Origin of the sequence: Amycolatopsis sp. GA6-003, from assembly GCF_046267895.1 — a bacterium.
Taxonomy (GTDB): domain Bacteria; phylum Actinomycetota; class Actinomycetes; order Mycobacteriales; family Pseudonocardiaceae; genus Amycolatopsis.
The window spans coordinates 2,255,390-2,273,274 of record NZ_CP176499.1; the positions used below are offsets into that span (position 1 = coordinate 2,255,390).

Below are 17,885 nucleotides of genomic sequence, written 5' to 3' on the forward strand. Positions count from 1 at the left end.
CTCAGGCCCCTTCCCCGGCGCTCGCCTCGGCCTGCGCCGGCTTGTCCCGGTCCCACGTTCCCGGCGTGACCCCGTGCTCGCCTTGCGCCCGCAGCAGGTACTTGGCGACCTTGTCGTTTCCGGTCCGGGGCAGGGAATCGACGAACTCCACGTACCGCGGGACCATGAACCGGGGCAGCTTCTCGGTGCAGAACTCGATCAGCTCCTGCGGCGTCAGCGTCGAACCGGGCCGCAGCACGACGGCCAGCTTCACGTCGTCCTCGCCCAGTTCGGACGGCACCGCGATCGCCGCGGTCTCGAGCACGGCGGGGTGCAGGTTCACCTCGCATTCCAGATCGAACGCCGAGATGTTCTCGCCGCGCCGGCGAATCGCGTCGCGCATCCGGTCGATGAAGTAGAAGTAGCCGTCGGCGTCCTGCCACACGCGGTCGCCGGTGTGCAGCCACATGTTCCGGAAACACCGCGCGGTCGCCTCCGGGACGCCGTAGTAGCCGCCGGTCACGATCGACGGCAGCTTCGGCCGGATCACCAGCTCGCCGGCCACCCCGGGACCGACCACGAAATCGTGCTCGTCCACGACCGCGGCTTCGAACTTGTCCGCCACCACCCGGCCGCACGAACCGGTGCGCCATTGCCCGTACGGGCTGGCGATCGGCAGGCCGACCTCGGCGGCGCTGTAGGTCTCGACCGACCGCACGCCGAACCGGTCCCGCAGGGTGTCGTCCAGCGCGGACTTGCCGGTGTAGAACATCTCCAGCGGATGGTCCTTGTCCCGGGGGCTGGGCGGCGCGTTGAGCAGGATCGGGATCATGGTGAACACGCTCATCGCGACCTTCGCGTTGAAAAACCGCACGTCGTCCCAGAACCGCGAGGCGCTGAACCGCTCGACGATCCCCACCGAGCCGCCGCACAGCAGCGCGGAGAACGCCCCGTCCCACAACGCGGACCCGTGGTACAGCGGCAGCGGGCTGTAGCTCGTCTTTCCCCAGCGGTCCAGGTAGTTCAGCGAATCCAGCGAACACATCAGCGCGTGCGCGTGCGACACCATCACGCCCTTGGACGGGCCGGTGGTGCCGGAGGTGTACTGGATCGCCTGCAGGTCGGAGAAGCCGACCTCGACCAGCGGCCGCGCGTTTCCGTTGCCCAGCAGGCTCTTCAGCGTCACCGCCGGTTTGCCCAGCGGCAGGCGGGCCGCCGCGGCGGCGTCCGCGCCGCAGACGATGATCCGCTCCAGCCGCGGAAGACGCGCGGCCAACGGCGGTATCCGGTCCACGTAGCGGGAATCGACGATCAGCGTCGTGCTGTCCGAACTGTGCAGCACGTGCCGCAGCAGTTCGCTGTGGTATTCGGTGTTGACCGGCACCGAGGGCGCCCCCAGCTTGGCCAGCGCGAAAATCGAGTACAGGATCTCCGGCTGGTTGGGGATCATCACCGCGACGTGGTCGCCGGGGCCGATGCCGGCCGAGATCAGCCCCTGCGCCACCCGGTTGACCATCTCGTCGACCTCGCCGTAGGTCAGGTCTCCCTCCCGAAACCGCAGGAACGCCTCGTTCCGGTATTCGCGGGCCTGCCTGCTCAGCACGTCGCCGAGGACGAGGTTCAGCAATGGTTCCGTATCCACGAAGTTTTCTCTCCCTTGTCAGGGCCGCCGAAACAGCCCCTGGAAACCAACGACGTTTTCTCCGCGCCTCGCGAAACGTGAGCCGGGCGCGGACCCGACTGAACGAGAACGATTTCCTGGAACGCGGGTTCGCCTGTCCGGAGCGCCTGAGTCCGTCGGCCTCCGGGCAAAACCGCTTCCGCGCCGAAGACCGGTATTCCCCCAACATTGTGCGAGTCGGAAATTCACGTTCGCACTGGTTCTCACGAGAGATTAGTGCCGTCCCATGCCGTCGTCAACGCGCCGTCCGCCCGGCGGACCGGGCCGCGCGCGTCAGCGCACCGGAGTGAAATCCCGCGCCGCGACATGCGCCGGACGCGGGGCGGCGGCCGCGAAAGGATCCTCCAGCGCGTTCTCGACGCTGTTGAACACCACGAAGATGTTGGAGCGCCGGAACGGCGTGATGTTGTTGGCCGAGCCGTGCATCACGTTCGAGTCGAACAGCAGCGCCGACCCGGGAGCACCGGTGAACTGGACGATCCCCCGGCCGCGGGCCAATTCGGCGACGTGCTCCTCCGAAGGAACACCGATCCGCTGCTCCCGCAGCGATTCCCGGTAGTGCTCGTCCGGGGTCTTCCCCCGGCACGGCACGAAGAAGCGATGCGAACCGGGGATCACCATCAGGCTGCCGTTGTACGGGAGGTTGTCGGTCAGCGCGATCGAAAGGCTCACCGCCCTCGGCAGCGGCATCCCGTCCTCGGCGTGCCAGGTCTCGAAGTCGGAATGCCAATAGAATCCGGCCCCGTCGAAACCGGGCATGTAATTCACGCGGCTCTGGTGGACGTAGACCTCCGAACCCAGCACCTGCCGCGCCAGGCCCGCCAGCCGCTCGTCCCGCACCAGATCCGCGACGGCCGGGCTGATCCGGTGCACCTCGAAGACCGACCGGACCCGGTCCGCCTTCTTCTCGATGACCACCCGCTCGTCGTCCCGCAGGTCGCGGTCGCTTTCCAGCCGGTCCATCCCGGCCGCCAGCTCCGCCGTTTCCGCCGGGCTCAGCAAGGCGTCGAGGACCGCGTAGCCGTCCGCGTCCAGCCGGCCCAGCACGGGCGAATCCTTCTTTCCCCACACCGCGGGGTCGGTCCGCCGGATCAGCGGCGCGGCCTCGTCGGTCCGGGTCCGGTACCGGTCGATGCGTCTTTCGGCCAAAGTCGTCACGGCATTCTTCTCCTGACCAGTTTTTTCTCGCGACAAAATGAACATGCGCCGTTTCTTCGCGCATTGTTTACCGAGCACCAATGCGGTGAACACACTGCACCCGGTCATCCGGGCGCTTGTCCTAACGAGACCGTTGCGCGTCAGGAAGCCCGGTCACCCTCGGCGATCCGGGCGCTCCGCGGGCAGGCGGCGGCTTTCACCCGGTGACGTTGAGGTCGCGGTCGATCAATTCCGCCAGCTGCTGCCAATCCTTGGAACGCTGCCGGGCGATCTCGGCGATGTTCCTGGTGCAGTGGCTCGGAAGCCTGCTGACCACGGCGTCCCAGTCGATGTGGTCGCCGAGCGGGCTCTCCAGCCAGTGCAGCAGTTTCCGGCCGAAATCGGTGAACCGCAACGACGGGTCCCGGCGCAATCGGTCGAGCATTTCGGCGGCGCCGACGGTCCTCTGGTGCGGCACCCGCAGCTTCCCGTCCGGCTCGCCTGCCGGGGACTCGCCGGACGCGCCCCCGCGAGACGCCGCCGGGTCTTCCCCCGCCCGCAGCCTCTTCCGCACGTCCTTGGCCGTGGTGGTGGAGATGCCCGCCGCCTGGGCCACCTTGCGCGCCGACGCGCTGGGGTCGGCGACGAACAGCTCGGCCGCGCGCCGGCGCCCCTGCGGCACCTTGGACCGGTACACCGCCCCGTTGCGGGCTATCCGCCCGGTCGACTGGCCAGATTTGCCAGTCGACCGGCCGCGCACGGCGGCGACGGTGGTGTGCGAGATCCCGGCGATGGCCGCGATCGACCGGTCCGACCAGTTCGGATACCACGTCAGAATGCGTTCCGCCGCGGCCTTCCGCTCGGCGAGCGACAGCGGCAGCCCGTGCGCCGAGTTGAGTTTCACCGACAGCACGAAAGCCTCTTCGAAAGTGCCGTTGAAGAACACCGCAGCGATTGTGGCGTCCCCGCGCGACTTCGCCGCGTGCAGCCGGTGCCAGCCGTCGACGACCCGCATCGTCTCCCGATGCACTACAATCGGCGGGAGCGGCGACTCCGATTCGCGCAGTTTTCTCAGGTGCTCGGCATCCAGGGCCGCACTGCGCGGCGACGAATCCGCGGGCAGCACGTCCGATATCCGGCATTGCACTACTGTGGAACAGGACGGCAGCTCCCGAATCGCCGCCGATGCGAAACGCACTTCCTCCATTGATGATTCACCATTGATGACGTCGCCCACCGTGCCCCCACGTACCCAGTAACGATTGAACTCGGCCCGAACGTGTTCAGCAGCGACTTGCCCCCAGGTTGGCACATACAACCCCCGACGAGCGGTGCCGCATCGTGTCGATCACGAGTCTACCAGCTCGATCATCTCGGGTCCGCTTCGTCGAGAGCGCCCGCCGCGGTCCAGATAACGCGACCGCATAGGCATGAGCTACGGATTTCGTAGCATCCCGGATTCGGCAATCCGATTCACGCAATTAGCCACCAGCTAAGGGAAGCCTGGCGCGAAATTGCGCGCGGACGAACACTCGGCTGTCCAGCGGGAACCGGCGAAGAATACGCCATTTGTGTGATCGCAGATCAGGTGCACAACCCCTGTCATTTCACTAGGGGCAACCTCGCCGGGACGCGACGGCGGCTTGCTTGCCGAACCGCAAGACAGGTTCCTGCGCCCGATGCCCGCCCTCGGCACCGCCCTTGGCCGCAGCGCGGAAATCGGTGCGGCCGATGGTCTGCTGTTCCGCCCCGGACGGAAGTCGTGCTACCAAGGACAATCGAGCGGGCCTGCCGCTTCCGGTTCTCGCCAGCAGGCCGACGGACGGCAATCCACATTTCTTCCTCGGGGAAAGGTCTTTCATGTGCGGAATTACTGGGTGGGTGGATTTTCAGCGCGATCTCACGCGGCAGGAGAAAACCGCTGAGCGCATGGTCGCCACGATGGCGTGCCGCGGCCCGGACGCGGCGGGCCTGTGGCTCCGCCCGAGGGTCGCGCTGGGCCATCGCCGGCTCGCCGTCATCGACCTTCCCGGCGGGCAGCAGCCGATGTCCAGCCCGGAAACGACGAGCGACGGCGACCCGCTGGCGGTGCTCAGCTACAGCGGCGAGGTCTACAACTTCGCCGAACTCCGCGACGAACTCGCCGCACACGGGCATCGGTTCCGCACGCGCAGCGACACCGAGGTCGTGCTGCGGGCCTACCTGCAGTGGGGGCACGGCTTCGTGGAGCGCCTCAACGGAATGTTCGCTTTCGCGATCTGGGACAACCGCGCCCAGGAACTCCTGCTGGTCCGGGACCGGCTCGGCGTGAAGCCGCTGTTCTACTACCCGACGCCGGACGGAGTGCTGTTCGGTTCGGAGCCCAAGGCCATTCTCGCCAACCCCCTCAGCTCCGCCGAAATCACCGTGGACGGCCTGCGCGACGCGATCTCTTTTCTGCGGGTTCCGGGGCAGACGCCGCTGCGCGGCATGCACGAGGTCAAACCGGGACATCTCGTGCGCGTGCGCGGGAACGGGCTCGCCGAGCAGCGCTACTGGTCGCTGACCGGCAACCCGCACACGGACGATCTGCGCACGACGATCTCCACCGTCCGCGAACTTCTCGACGACATCATGAGCCGGCAGATGATCTCCGACGTGCCGCTGTGCACGCTGCTGTCCGGCGGCCTGGACTCGAGCGTCATCACCGCGCTGGCGCAACGCACCGCGAACGCGCGCGGCGAGGGCAAGGTCCGCGCGTTTTCCGTCGACTTCGTCGGCTACACCAGCAATTTCGAACCCGAGCCGCTGCGCGAGGCCCCGGACAGCCCGTACGCCGCCGAACTGGCCGCACACGCCGGGACCGACCACACGACCATTCTGCTCAATAACGCCGACCTCGTGGATCCCGCGGTGCGCGAGGAGGTGCTGCGCGCTTGGGATCTGCCGTACGGGCTCGGCGACCACGACCCTTCGCTGTACCTCCTGTTCAAGGCGATCCGCGAACATTCGACGGTCGCGCTGTCCGGCGAATCAGCCGACGAGGTGTTCGGCGGGTACCTGTGGAGTCATCTGCCGCGCGCGGTGGAAGCCGACACCTTCTCGTGGCACGCGCTCGCCAGCGAGTCCCCCGCGAGTCTGTCCACCCGGTTCTTCCGCCCCGACCTCGTCAAGGAGCTCAGCCTGCCGGAATACGTCGCCGACCAGTACCAGACGGCCTTGGCCGAGGTGCCCCATCCGCCGGACCAGTCCGAGTTCGAACGCCGCATGCGGAACAACAACTATCTCAACATCACCCGCTGGATGCCCCAGCTGCTGGACCGCAAGGACCGGATGAGCATGGCCAACGGCCTGGAAGTCCGGGTGCCCTTCTGCGACCACCGGCTCGTGGAGTACGTCTACGGCACACCGTGGGCGATGAAAACGTTCGACGGCCGCGAGAAGAGCCTCCTGCGGGCGGCGGCGACCGACCTGCTTCCCGAGTCGATCCTGCAGCGCCGCAAGGCACCGTATCCGTCCACTCAGGACACTGCCTACGACGAGGCGATCAACCAGGAACTCGGCAAGATCGTGGCGAACCCGGATTCGCCCGCCCTGCCGTTGCTCGACGTCGAGGCCTGCCGGGCGCAAGCGAACCAGCCGGTGACCCAGCCGTGCTCGATGTTCGAACGGATCCTCCTCGCCGAAACCCCGATCCGGCTCAACAACTGGCTCGGCGCCTACGGCGTGTCTTACGAACAACTGAAGTAGCAGAAAGGGCGGGCGGTTCCCGGACCGCCCGCCCTGCCGTACTCGCCACTGTCTCGCCGGAGGAAACCTTGACCCCGAGCACCCGCGCCGTCGTCGACGAACTGTTCGCGCGACTGGCCAAAGCCGACCTCGACGGACTCGACAGCTTGTTCGCCGACGAAGTGGACTGGCATATCCCCGGCGCCGCCGACCTTGTTCCGTGGCTCGGACGCCGCCGCACGCCGGCCGAGGTCGCGGACTTCTACGCCTCGATGGGCCGGTACGTGATCCAGGAACTGTTCGAAGTGGACCGGGTCTTCGTCGACGGCGAGGAGGCCGTGGTCACCGGTCGCCTGCGGTCTGTCGTGCGCGCCACCGGCCGACCGGTCGAAAGCCAGTTCGCCATCCGGATCACCGTCGCCGGCGGCCGGATCACGCGTTATCTCTTCCTCGAGGACAGCTACGCGGTCGCGAACGCCGTGCGGCCTTGACCCGGAACGCGGGGAAGGCCGAGGCGGGCCGCCGGCCGCACCTCAGCCTTCCCAAGCCGTCAATGCGCGGTCGCGAACAGCTTGCTCATCTTCATCGCCACCCATTCCCCGGCGATCACGGTGTCGAAGCGGCTGTCGTCGGCCGCCGCCGCGAGCGGGCGCAGCGGTTCTACGCGGGCGTCGTGGTTGGGCTGGTAGAAGAAGGGCAACGACAGCCGGGAGGAGGTGTTGCCCTGCTCCGGGTTGACCACCCGGTGCATGGTCGACACCCAGCGCCCTCCGGTCCACAGGGAGATCAGGTCGCCGACGTTCACCACGAAGCTGCCCGGGATGGCCCGGACGTCCCGCCACTCGTCCTCGCCCTGAAGGACCTGGAGCCCGCCCAGGTTGTCCTCCTGGTACAGGACGGTCAGGCTGCCGAAATCGGTGTGCGCGCCCTTCCGCAGCTGGCCGGGCAAGGGCTTTTCGTGCTGCGGGTAGTAGTAGTTGGCGACGAGCGCGGACACGTGGCGGTCGAATTTGGAGTCGTAGAAGTTCTCGTCCAGGCCGAGCGCGAGGGCGAACAAGCGCATCAGGTCGGCGGACAGCGCTTCGAGGGCGGCCATGTATTCGTGCCAGGTGTCCTTGAACCCGGCCGGGCGCTCCGGCCAGATGTTGGCCAGCTTCCAGGTCGCCTGGTAGTCGCCCAGCTTCGCGCGTTCCGTTTCGCTCAGCTCGCCGGTGGAATGCGCGGCGAACGTCTCGCACAGGTCCGGCGGGGTCTTCCGGTCGATGCTCTGCGCCACCTTGCCGCCGGACCGGCGGAAGCCGGACGCTCCGGGCCGGTGGGCGATCAGCTCCTTCTCCTCGTCCGGCAGCCGGAAGAACTCGTTGGTCACCTCGCACGTCCGGGTGATGAGCTCCTGCGGGACACCGTGGTTCACGATGACGAAGAAGCCCGACGTTTCGCACGCCTTGCCGATCGCGGCGGCCAGTGCCCCGCGGCCCTCCGCGCTGTCGCGGGACGAAATGTCGATGACCGGCACGTAACCGTCGACCATGGTGACCGATTTCTGCTGCACGATGAGTCCCTTTCTGATACACCCTTGCCACAACGCGGGAAAGCGCACCACTGATCCGCCGCCGATCGCACGCGGCGCCCGTCTTCGCCTGTTCAGCACAATTCGGCCGGCCGGAAACGGCCGTCGGCAGTTTTCGCCGATTGGTCTCGACACCCCAGCACTGACGATCGCACTACCGCGCGCCCTGATTCGGAGCAGGACTTGATCGAGAGTAGGTACCGGACGCCCCGCGTGTCAACCGCGCGGAGGTTCCCGCGCGCCCGGAGAGAAAAGCGGTTTCGCCAAATTACCGGCGCTCGCTCAAGCGCGGCTCAAGAGCCGCTCATCTCGTTCGCCGAGGCCGTAGGCACTGCCAGAACTCATGGCGCGACACCACACCGGCGACTATTCTTCGGCAATAACTGTTTCCCCGGGGCCGACGAGAAGGAGAATCAGGAATGACGATTCAGGCCAGGATCGACGAAGGCGGAGCAACCCAAGAAAATGCCGACCCGCTTTCGCCCTACTCGCGAGAGTACGCCCTGGACGGCCGGATCCATCTCAACGGGAATTCGCTCGGCGCTCCGCGGCACAGCTTGGTTCCCGAACTCGGACGGCTGATTTCCCGGCAATGGGCTCCTCTGCAAGTGCGCGGATGGTTCCAGGAAGGCTGGCTGGATCTGCCGCGCACGGTCGGAGACAAGCTGGGCGTGCTGCTCGGCGCGAAACCGGGACAGATTGTCGTCGCGGGAGAAACGACGTCGACGACCTTGTTCAATGTCCTCGTCGCGGCCTGCCGGTTGCGCGCGGACCGGCCGGTTTTGCTGGTGGAGCAGGAGTCGTTTCCCACCGACCTGTACATCGCGGCATCCGTCGCGCGATTGCTCGACCGGCGCTTGGTCGCCGTATCCCGCGCAGAACTGGACAGCCGCTTGCGCGAACACGGCGATGAAGTGGCCGCCGCACTCACTTCGCCGGTGGACTTCCGCACCGGAGAACGCCGGGACATCGGGGCGACCACCGCGCTGTGCCACGACGCCGGAGCGATTTCGGTGTGGGATCTCAGTCACGCCGCGGGCGTGCTCCCGGTCGAACTCGACGCCAACGAAGTCGACCTCGCCATCGGCTGCGGGTACAAGTATCTCGGCGGAGGGCCGGGAGCCCCGGCTTTCACCTACGTGCCCGTGCGGCATCAGCCGGACGTGGATTTCCCGCTGGCCGGATGGCACGGCCACGCCAGGCCGTTCGCGATGACCGCCGGTTTCGAGCCCGCCGACGGGATCGACCGGGCCCGCACGGGAACCCCGCCGGTGCTCAGCCTCGCCGGGTTGAACCACGCGCTCGATCCACTGCTCGAGGTGGGGGTCGAAGCGCTCTACCAGCGCACTCGCGAACTCGGCGATTATTTCCTCGCCTGTCTCGAGGAAAGCCGGCCGGATCTGGCGGAGCAGCTTGTCTCGCCGCGGGACGCTCTTCGGCGCGGCGGGCATCTCGCGGTGCGCGTCGCGGAGGCCGAGCGGGTCGAGCGCGAACTCGCCGAACGCGGTGTGCACGTCGATTCGCGGCCGCCGGACCTGATTCGCTTCGCCTTCGCGCCGCTTTATGTGACGAAAGACCACATTCGGCGCGTTGTCGACATAGTGACCGCGGTGGCGTGAAATATTCCACACTCGGCCGTCGTCGTGAATGCGGACACGCTTTCGCACATCGCGGCGGGCGGCAATGCGGACCAGGCAAGGCGACCGGCTTCCCGGCAGGCGAATGAGCTGACCGGACCGGCACCGATCCGCGATCCGCGGAAAGCGCCCCCGAATGTTCACCGATCCGTAGTACGCGATCGCGGCTATATTCGCTGGCCCGAAGCGGTGCCGAATGGTAGCAATAGGGGCATGACAACCATGGGTGTCGTATTCCGTCCGCAAAATCCCCCAGAGCTGCTCCGGGAGGTGGTGAAGGTAGCAGATGCGGCGGGTCTCGAAGAACTTTGGCTGTGCGAAGACTGCTTCGCCGAAGGCGGCATCTCGAGTGCCGCGGCGGCGCTCGCCTGGTCCGAGCGCGTTCGCATCGGCGTCGGCGTTCTTCCGGTGCCGCTGCGCAATGTCGCGCTGACCGCCATGGAAATCGCCACCCTCGAGAGAATGTTCCCCGGTCGGGCGATCTGGGGAGTCGGCCACGGCAACCAGGAGTGGATGGGCCAGGTCGGGGCCCGGGTCGTTTCGCCGCTCACCTTGCTGCGCGAATATCTCGACGCCCTGCGGGATTTGCTCGCCGGGAAACGCGTCACCACGCAGGGCCGCTATGTCCAGCTGGACAACGTCGCTCTCGACTGGCCGCCGGAAACCGCTCCGGCGGTGGTGGCCGGCGCGTTCGGTCCGCGCAGCCTGCGGCTGATCGGGGAAACCGCCGACGGCGTCGTCACCGGAACGACTTTGGCGGGTCTTCCGCAAGCGATCGAATTGGTGCGCGAAGGGCGGGCCGCGCGCGAACAAAGCGGCGGGGAATTCCCGTTCATGGTCCAGCTGGTGGCCGCGACCGGACCGGACGCGGCCGAACGAGCCGGAGCCGAAACGAAAAGGCTGGGCCATGACGTCGGCGACAGTCTCACAGCCGTCGGCGATGCCCGCGCTATCGCGGACACCATCACGCAATGGTCCGAAGCCGGCGCCGACACGGTAATCCTCGAACCCACCCCCGACGAACCCGACCCAGTCGGCTTTTTCCGCTTCCTCGCCGAGGAAGTCCGCCCGCTCGTTTCGTAACCCCATCACGGCCGGCGGCGCGTTTGCCCTCGCAGACGCTCCGCCGGCCTCACTCCGCGTCCGAACAGAACGCGTTTCAACCGGAATCCTCCGAAACCACGTTCCCCCGCCGGACTAAGCTCGCCCCATGGAGAAAGTCGTCCTGGACGAGGTGGACCGCGGTCTGATCCATGCCCTGCATCTCGACGGCCGGGTTTCGTTCAGCCGGGTCGCGGCGGTGCTCGGGGTTTCCCAGCAGACGGTCGCGCGGCGGTACCGGCGGCTGCGCGAGGCCGGGATTCTCCGGGTGGTCGGGCTTCCCGCGCCGCGCCGTTCCGGGGAAATCGAATGGATGGTGCGATTGTCGGTGACTCCGAACGCCGCCAAAACCGTGGCCGAGGCATTGGCGCGGCGGTCCGACACTTCCTGGGTGCAGCTTATTTCCGGCGGCACCGAAATCATGTGCACCGTCCGCACCGTTCCGGGCAACGCACAGGGTTCCCTGCTTTTGCGCGAACTGCCGCGCACTCCCCGGGTCATGTCGGTTTCCGCGCATTGCCTGCTGCACATGTACTTCGGCGGACCGTCCGGCTGGCGCGCGCTGACCACCGCGCTCACGCCCGCGCAGCAGGACGAGCTGCGCCCGCCCCCGGTCGAGACCGGCGGCGACGTCGCGCTCACCGACGCCGACGCCCCGCTGCTGGCCGAGCTGACGCGGGACGGCCGGATGAGCTACGGCGAGCTGGCGGCGGCCACCGGATGGTCCGAGACCACCGTCAAACGCCGGTTGCAGGCCTTGCGTCAGCACGGCGTGGTGTTCTTCGACATCGAGATCGACGAATTCGCGATGGGGTACAGCGCGGAAACGTGGCTCTGGCTGTCGGTGAAACCCTCGCGGCTGGTCGAGGTCGCGACGACTCTGGCGGGCCACGCCGAGGTGGCCGTGGTCGCGGCCACCACCGGGCCGACCAACCTGGTGGTGCACGCGCTGTGCCGCGACCTCGACGCCCTGCACGAATACCTCACCGAACGCGTGTGTTCCCTCGACGCGATCCGCCACATGGAGACCGCTCCCGTGCTCCAGACGCTCAAGAGCGCGGGAGCGGCCCGTGACCTCGGCCGGACCGCCGCCCGGCCGCGATAGCGGTCAGGTGGTCTTGACCGGTTCCGGCACGGCCTTGTCGTCCTTCGTACGCACCGCGCCGAACACGAGCACCAGCAATCCGCCGACCACGCCGAGCAGCCCGGCGACGAGGCAGATCGTGTTCAGGCCGGAGACGAACGCGTGCTGGACCGCCCCGGTCAGCCCGCGGTTGGCCGCCAGCAGTTCGCCGGCCCCGCCGCTGGCGAGCTTTTCCGCGGCGGCGTGCGGGTCGGCGACCGAATGCGACGACTCGAACGAGGACTGCACCGCGGAGGCGAAAATGAGTCCCAGCACCGCGACGCCGAGCGCATAACCGAACTGGCGCAACGTGTTCACCGCGCCGCCCGCCATGCCCGCGTCCTTCGGCGGCACCGCGGCCACCGCGGCCGAAACCAGGGTCGGGGTTCCGAGACCGATCCCGATGCCGGACACCGCCAGCCCGAGAATCACCGCCGACGAATCCGCGTCCGCGCCGATCCCCGCTTGCAGCAAGGCGCCGCAGCCGACGATCAGCACGCCGAACCCGACCGACCAGCGCGGCGCGACCCCGTGCAGGAACCGCCCTGCCAGCAGGGAGGCCACCAGCGCGCCGCCGCCCTGTGCGGCGAAGACCAGCCCGCCCTGCATCGGTCCCGCGCCGAGCACCGATTGGATCCACAGCGACGTGAACGGCATGTAGGTGAACGCCGCGACCTGCAGGACCAAGGTCGCCACCATGATCATGTTGAACGCTTTGCTGCGCAGCAGGCGCAAATCGATGAACGGCGATTCGGTCCGCAATTCGACGATGACGAACACGACCAGCGCCACCACCGCCGCCGCGAAAACGAGCAGCGTGCTCGGGTCGGTCCAGCCGGTGCCGTTGACCAGGATCAGCCCGTAGACGATCGCGGTGGCGGCCACCGCGAACGACACCATTCCGGGAATGTCGAACTTCCGCTGCGCGCGCTTTTCCGTCTCGTGCAGGCAGCGCAAGGTGATCAGGACGGCGACGAGGCAGATCGGGATGTTGACCCCGAAAATCCACCGCCAGTTCAGGTATTCGGTGATCAGCCCGCCGACCAGCGGACCCGCCGCGCCGGCGACGCCGTTGACCGCGCCCCAGACGCCGAACGCGGTGCCCCGGTCCCGGCCGGTGTAGTGGTCGGCCAGCAGCGCGATCGTCGTGGCGTACATCGCCGCCGCTCCGATGCCCTGCACCGCCCGCGCGGTGACGAGAAAAACCACCGACGTGGACAACCCGCAGGCCAGCGAGGCCACCGCGAAAACGGCGAGGCCGTACAGATAAACCCGGCGACGGCCCACGATGTCCGCCACCGATCCGCCCACCAGCACCAGAGCCGCCAGGGCCAGCGCGTAGATGTCCAGCACCCACTGCAACCCGGCCAGCGTGGTGTGCAGGCCCACCGCGACGCTGGGCAGCGCCACGGACAGGATCGTCAGATCCAGCAACAACATGAAGGTGCCGAGGCATACGCCCACCAACGGCCACCACTTGCGCATCGATTCCCCCTGACCAGCCAAAAGGGTGAGATGTCGGATCTCACGGCGAGCAGGATGCCTGGTCGGGCCGCACTCCCTCCACCTCTGCGCGGCAGATCGGCGAAGACCTCCACGAGAAGGCTTCAGATGACGGAATCGCTCATCTCCGGGACCGTGGGCGACCTGTTTTCGCCCGTCCGCGCCGCCACCGCGGCGACAGCATGGATTGTGACGCAGTTCACGTCCGATTTGTCTGATTACCGGGTCCTCCCCCGCGGCCATGCTTCAGGTCCGAACCGCACTCGACCGTGAGGAGACCGCATGAGCGGCAAGGAAACCTTCCCGATGGCACGGGCGGCCGGCTGCCCCTTCGACCCCGCCCCCGGATTGGCGAAGCGGGCGCCGGTGTCCCGGGTACGGCTGTGGGACGGCAGCGAGCCCTGGCTGATCACCCGGTACGCCGACGTCCGTGCGGTGCTGGCGGACCCGCGCGTCAGCGTTGACGTCGCACAGCCCGGTTTTCCGCATACCAACGCGGTCAGCAAGGCACGCGACGCGCGGATGAAGACGTTGATGCAGATGGATCCGCCGGAGCACACCGTCCAGCGGCGGCTCCTGGCCCCGGAGTTCACCGTCCGGAAAATGGCGGCGCTGCGGCCGCGCGTTCAGGAACTGGTCGACGGTCTCCTCGACCGGATGCTGGCCGGGCCGAATCCGGCCGATCTGGTCGAGGCGTTCGCGCTGCCGCTCCCCTCCCTGGTGATCTGCGAACTCCTCGGCGTCCCCTACGCGGACCGCGACTTCTTCCAGGGCGTGGCCCGGACGCTCGTCATGGACGACCCGGACCCGGCCCGCGCCGTGGCCGCCAGCGAAGAGCTGAACGCGTACCTGGAAGACCTGGTCGCCGCGAAAGCCGCCGAACCAGGCGATGATCTGCTGAGCAAACTCCAGCAGCGCGGAGCGATGACCTCGCGCGAGATCGCCGTTCTGGGCCAGCTTCTTCTGGTGGCAGGACACGACACCACCGCAGCCATGATCGCGTTGGGCACCGCTGTGCTGCTGACGCACCCAGAGCAGTTCCGCGACGCCACGGCCGACCCGGTGGAGGAACTGTTGCGCTACCTGTCCATCACGCACACCGAAGCCCGGCGCGTCGCGTTGGCGGATCTGGAGATCGGCGGGCAGCTCATCCGCGCGGGCGAGGGGATCATCGCGGTGAAGAGCACGGCGAACCGGGATCCGCTGGCCTTCCCGGATCCCGGCCGCTTCGACGTCCGCCGTTCCGCGCGCCACCACGTCGCTTTCGGTTACGGACGGCACCTCTGCCTCGGCGCGCCGCTGGCCCGGGTCGAGCTGGAGGTCGCGTACTCCGCGTTGCGCCGCCGGATCCCGACGCTGGAGCTGGCGGCGCCGCTGGATCGCTTGGAGTTCAAGGAGAACGCGATCTTCTACTCGGTGCGCGAGCTGCCCGTCACGTGGGCGAGCACGTTGACGACGGTGCCGCCCGGGTCCTCGACGAAGAACCGCCGCACGCCCCACGGTTCGTCGGTGAGCGGATAGACGACGCGCAGCCCGCGCCGGACCGCCTCGGCGTGGGCTCGCTCGACTGCCTCCGGTTCGCCGAGGTCGACGCCCCAGCGCGGAACGGGGTCGGTGCTCCCGGGCGGAAGGACGAGCACTTGGGCGGCCGGGTCGTCGCGGCTGCGGAAGCCGAGGACGGGGTCGTCCATGGTGACGTCGAGCCCGAGGACGTGGACGTAGAAATCGCGGGTCGCGGCGTTGTCGGAGCCCGCGGAGTAGGCGATGATGCGCTTGATCACCGGGCCAGCGTCGCAGACCGGTTCGCCGAGGGCTTGGAAAAAAGGGAGCTAGCCGCCGGCGGAGTAGGCGACGCGACGGTGCCGTCCGGGACGCTGGACCCGCCAGTGCCGGCCGCGCGACGACGACCGGCCCGAACCGCGAGCCGCCAACGCCAGGTGACGCTCCGCGAACTGCTCCGCGGTGATGCTCATCAGAACCGGGTACTTGACCTCCCCGCGCGACAACTCAGCGTCGCGAAGCCGGCCCTCCTCCCGGAACCCCAGCTCGCCGTGCAGCGACAGGGAAGCGAAATTGCTCCCGTTCACGCTCACCTCGCACGCCCGGTACCGGCACCGCCCGAACATGAAGGCCAGCAGCAGCGCGACGGCGTCGGCGGCGTACCCGCAGCGGCGGTGCTGCGGGCCGATCCCGATGCCGTAGCTGAACCGGCCGGAGAACGGGTCCGTTTCGACCCACACGGAGCCGACCAGCGTCCGGTTGTGCAGGGTCTCGATCGCGAAGTGGAAACCGTCCGGGGAGGAGTGCGCGCGGTGCGTCGCCCAGTGCCGGTAGCCGCCGACCCGCGGGTCCCGCGCCCGGACCGAGTCCCGGTCGAATCCGGCGAGGGTGCGCTGGTCGCCGGGGCGGACCGCGCGCAGCCGCACCTTCCGGCCGACCTCGTCGACCCGCCACGGGGCGACGGCTGCGGACCCGGACCGCCGAGACGCGTTCGTGATCATCGGGAGTGATGGTACCGGGCCGCGCCCGGACGGCTCGCACGAGAATCCCCGAGCGGAGCCGGACCCGGTCACTCCCTGCAGTTTCCCTTGACCGGAGCGGGTTTCTCCGGATCGAACTGGCCCGGTTCCTGCGACAGCGACGGTCCGGCGAAGTCCGGGTCGGCGAACGCGGGGGCGAGCAGGCGCTGCTTCGCCGCGACGCACGAGACCTCGGTGAAGTACCCGCTGGTCTCGCCGAGCCACAGGCCGCGGCTGCCCGGCGCCCAGGCCGAACCGCTGCGCAGCACGTAGTCGGCGTCGGTCCGCACGAACGGCTCCAGGTCGCCCGGTCCCTGGACCACCCGGCCGCCGGGATCGAAGGCGTAGGCCACCACGTACGAGACGTGCAGGTACAGCTCCCCGGCCTCGCCCGGCCGCACGGTCATCTTCCCGGTCATCCTCGGCTTCACCGGCAGCAGACGGTAGCCGTCCTGCAGGTAGACCACGTAAGCCTGCGGATCGGCCTGGAGCCGGTCCCTGCCGTCCGGGGCGAAAAGGCCGATGTATCCGTCCGGGTGATGCCCTTCCAGGACGTCCTTGTCGAAGTGCGCGACCTCGACCGCGTGCTTGACCCGCTCCTGCGCCTCGCCGACCTGCTTCGCGGAGAACGAGCCGACCTTCGCCGGGGCCGGGACGGTCAGTCCGGCGATGCCCTCGGGCCAGTTCTGCGCCGGGGTGTTGAGGAACGGCTTGGCCAGGTCGACGTGGCCGTAGTCGGGAAGGGTGCTCGGAGCGGGCGCGGTGGTGGTGGACACCGGCGCGGCCGGACTGCCCCCGGCGACCTCCTCCGGGCTCGTCCCCCGCTTCCACACGTAGAACCCCGCCGCCGCCACGACGACCACCACCGCCGCCGAGAGCACCGCCGCCCTGAGCCTGCGCGCGCGGCGGCGCTCCCGGCGCAGGCCGGTCCGGGCTTCCTTCTCGGCGTGCCGCCGCCAATCCGGGTCCATCAGGTCCGGGTGGCTTTCGATGTCGTGGTCGTCCACTCGCTCCGCCTCGCGTCGTCGATCTCGCAACCAAAGATCGACAACCGCGGGCGGGCGTTACGGGCGGCGGGTCTTCGCAATCAATTCGGAACCCGGCCGGACCTCAAATCAGTTTGCACGGAATGTCGGTGTTTTCGTCGAGGTGATACGAAGCGCACACGCGGTGGTAACCGTCCGCGACGACCAGGTCGTCGGCCGTCTCGAAGCCGGGGTGGCCGTGCCCGCGGACGAGCAGCACCGGCGAAAGCGCCTTGCCGTCCTTGACCTTCTCGAGGTCCTTCTCGACGTGCGCGTTGTCCTCCGGCAGCAGCCTCAGCTTGCTGGCCCGCAGGATGTCCTTCGCCTTGCGACGGGTCAGCTCCGCTTCTTTCAGCTGCCGGACCAGACCCGCCGCGACCGCGTCGGGCGCGATGAGGGTGAGGTAGTCGAACGCCGCCGGGTAATCGTGCTCGTCCGGTTCGTCTTTCCAGTGCTTTTTCACGACGCCTCCCTCGATTCGGGCTTCTTCGCATTCCTGGCATCTTTCGCAGCGCGGGACGCGGCCCACACGGTGTCGCCGACACTGATCAGCGGCGCGGCGAGAATCGCCCGCCCTCGCCCGAGGCGAGCAACTGTCGTGCGCGCAGATGGCGACCGGCGCACCCAGCTGTGCGCCGGTGAGCACCGCCAGCGGCAACGGCTGGCCCAGCAACCGCGTCGCGCCGCGGCCCACGACCGCCCCTGCCGCGATCAACGCGGCGAGCACGAACATCACCGGGTGCTGGCCGAACTCGCGCAGCTCGAGCGAAGCGCCCAGCAGCGGTCTAGCCAGCCCGGCGAGGAGGACCACGGCCATCGCGAACAGGATCATCGGCGCGCCTCCTCCCGCGAAGCATTCTCGCCCGGTCCGGATGGACGGGCTACTTCCGTCACCTGGATGC

Annotated in this window: 15 protein-coding genes; 6 read left to right on the plus strand and 9 right to left on the minus strand. The window is 68.3% G+C overall.

The window, feature by feature from the left end; genetic code table 11:
• Window position 1: 1 nt before the first annotated feature.
• The 3 genes from F9C12_RS09580 to F9C12_RS09590 form a co-directional block, all read right to left on the minus strand.
• Window positions 2–1,621, minus strand: a complete 1,620-nt coding sequence (locus F9C12_RS09580; RefSeq protein WP_409181649.1) for an AMP-binding protein — start codon at window positions 1,619–1,621, stop codon at window positions 2–4.
• A 312-nt stretch (window positions 1,622–1,933) separates the two neighbouring features.
• Window positions 1,934–2,818: an ectoine hydroxylase gene (gene thpD / locus F9C12_RS09585; protein WP_409465606.1), complete on the minus strand. Its 885-nt coding sequence runs from the start codon at window positions 2,816–2,818 to the stop codon at window positions 1,934–1,936.
• Window positions 2,819–3,014: 196 nt separating this feature from the next.
• Entirely contained in the window at window positions 3,015–4,004 is a 990-nt protein-coding gene (locus F9C12_RS09590) for a ParB N-terminal domain-containing protein (protein WP_409181651.1), read from the minus strand.
• Between the two features lie 653 nt (window positions 4,005–4,657).
• Between F9C12_RS09590 and asnB the strand changes: the two genes are divergently transcribed.
• Both asnB and F9C12_RS09600 read left to right on the plus strand, forming a co-directional pair.
• A complete protein-coding gene (asnB, locus tag F9C12_RS09595) occupies window positions 4,658–6,526 on the plus strand; it encodes an asparagine synthase (glutamine-hydrolyzing) (protein ID WP_409181652.1) in 1,869 nt (622 codons plus the stop codon).
• A gap of 68 nt (window positions 6,527–6,594) precedes the next feature.
• A complete protein-coding gene (locus tag F9C12_RS09600; RefSeq protein ID WP_409181653.1) occupies window positions 6,595–6,996 on the plus strand; it encodes a nuclear transport factor 2 family protein in 402 nt (133 codons plus the stop codon).
• A gap of 59 nt (window positions 6,997–7,055) precedes the next feature.
• On the opposite strand, the gene F9C12_RS09605 is transcribed toward F9C12_RS09600, so the two are convergent.
• Window positions 7,056–8,057 carry an isopenicillin N synthase family dioxygenase gene (locus tag F9C12_RS09605; protein WP_409181654.1) on the minus strand — a complete coding sequence of 334 codons (1,002 nt, stop codon included), beginning with the start codon at window positions 8,055–8,057 and terminating at the stop codon, window positions 7,056–7,058.
• Window positions 8,058–8,494: 437 nt separating this feature from the next.
• On the opposite strand from F9C12_RS09605, the gene F9C12_RS09610 reads away from it, so the two are divergent.
• The 3 genes from F9C12_RS09610 (at window position 8,495) to F9C12_RS09620 (ending at window position 11,918) form a co-directional block, all read left to right on the plus strand.
• Window positions 8,495–9,694, plus strand: a complete 1,200-nt coding sequence (locus tag F9C12_RS09610) for an aminotransferase class V-fold PLP-dependent enzyme (RefSeq protein ID WP_409465607.1) — start codon at window positions 8,495–8,497, stop codon at window positions 9,692–9,694.
• Window positions 9,695–9,718: 24 nt separating this feature from the next.
• Window positions 9,719–10,795: an LLM class flavin-dependent oxidoreductase gene (locus tag F9C12_RS09615; RefSeq protein WP_409465608.1), complete on the plus strand. Its 1,077-nt coding sequence runs from the start codon at window positions 9,719–9,721 to the stop codon at window positions 10,793–10,795.
• A gap of 127 nt (window positions 10,796–10,922) precedes the next feature.
• Window positions 10,923–11,918 (plus strand): Lrp/AsnC family transcriptional regulator, encoded by a 996-nt coding sequence (locus tag F9C12_RS09620; RefSeq protein WP_409181657.1) that lies wholly within the window; start codon window positions 10,923–10,925, stop codon window positions 11,916–11,918.
• Between the two features lie 3 nt (window positions 11,919–11,921).
• On the opposite strand, the gene F9C12_RS09625 is transcribed toward F9C12_RS09620, so the two are convergent.
• Window positions 11,922–13,421, minus strand: coding sequence for an MFS transporter (locus tag F9C12_RS09625; protein ID WP_409465609.1), 1,500 nt, complete (start codon window positions 13,419–13,421; stop codon window positions 11,922–11,924).
• 300 nt (window positions 13,422–13,721) lie between these two features.
• On the opposite strand from F9C12_RS09625, the gene F9C12_RS09630 reads away from it, so the two are divergent.
• The gene (locus F9C12_RS09630; protein ID WP_409465610.1) at window positions 13,722–14,960 is read left to right on the plus strand and encodes a cytochrome P450; all 1,239 of its coding nucleotides are present in this window, start codon (window positions 13,722–13,724) and stop codon (window positions 14,958–14,960) included.
• Here the strand turns inward: F9C12_RS09630 and F9C12_RS09635 are convergent.
• The 4 genes from F9C12_RS09635 to F9C12_RS09650 all read right to left on the minus strand — a co-directional run bounded on the left by F9C12_RS09635 (window position 14,849) and on the right by F9C12_RS09650 (window position 17,815).
• Window positions 14,849–15,220 (minus strand): VOC family protein, encoded by a 372-nt coding sequence (locus F9C12_RS09635; RefSeq protein WP_409465611.1) that lies wholly within the window; start codon window positions 15,218–15,220, stop codon window positions 14,849–14,851. The two genes, F9C12_RS09630 and F9C12_RS09635, sit on opposite strands and share 112 nt — an antisense overlap.
• A gap of 48 nt (window positions 15,221–15,268) precedes the next feature.
• On the minus strand, window positions 15,269–15,865 hold the full coding sequence (locus F9C12_RS09640; RefSeq protein ID WP_409187039.1) for a GNAT family N-acetyltransferase: 597 nt from the start codon (window positions 15,863–15,865) through the stop codon (window positions 15,269–15,271).
• 143 nt (window positions 15,866–16,008) lie between these two features.
• The gene (locus F9C12_RS09645; protein WP_409181662.1) at window positions 16,009–16,965 is read right to left on the minus strand and encodes a hypothetical protein; all 957 of its coding nucleotides are present in this window, start codon (window positions 16,963–16,965) and stop codon (window positions 16,009–16,011) included.
• A gap of 103 nt (window positions 16,966–17,068) precedes the next feature.
• Window positions 17,069–17,815 carry a hypothetical protein gene (locus F9C12_RS09650; protein ID WP_409465612.1) on the minus strand — a complete coding sequence of 249 codons (747 nt, stop codon included), beginning with the start codon at window positions 17,813–17,815 and terminating at the stop codon, window positions 17,069–17,071.
• Between the last annotated feature and the right edge of the window lie 70 nt (window positions 17,816–17,885).

What these genes read in the sequence shown, in the direction of transcription:
- F9C12_RS09620 (WP_409181657.1), top strand. Translation starts at nt 10,923, where the DNA reads ATGGAGAAAGTCGTCCTGGACGAGGTGGACCGCGGTCTGATCCATGCC.
- F9C12_RS09650 (WP_409465612.1), bottom strand. Translation starts at nt 17,815, where the DNA reads ATGATCCTGTTCGCGATGGCCGTGGTCCTCCTCGCCGGGCTGGCTAGA.
- asnB (WP_409181652.1), top strand. Translation starts at nt 4,658, where the DNA reads ATGTGCGGAATTACTGGGTGGGTGGATTTTCAGCGCGATCTCACGCGG.
- F9C12_RS09590 (WP_409181651.1), bottom strand. Translation starts at nt 4,004, where the DNA reads ATGGAGGAAGTGCGTTTCGCATCGGCGGCGATTCGGGAGCTGCCGTCC.
- F9C12_RS09625 (WP_409465609.1), bottom strand. Translation starts at nt 13,421, where the DNA reads ATGCGCAAGTGGTGGCCGTTGGTGGGCGTATGCCTCGGCACCTTCATG.
- F9C12_RS09630 (WP_409465610.1), top strand. Translation starts at nt 13,722, where the DNA reads ATGAGCGGCAAGGAAACCTTCCCGATGGCACGGGCGGCCGGCTGCCCC.
- F9C12_RS09610 (WP_409465607.1), top strand. Translation starts at nt 8,495, where the DNA reads ATGACGATTCAGGCCAGGATCGACGAAGGCGGAGCAACCCAAGAAAAT.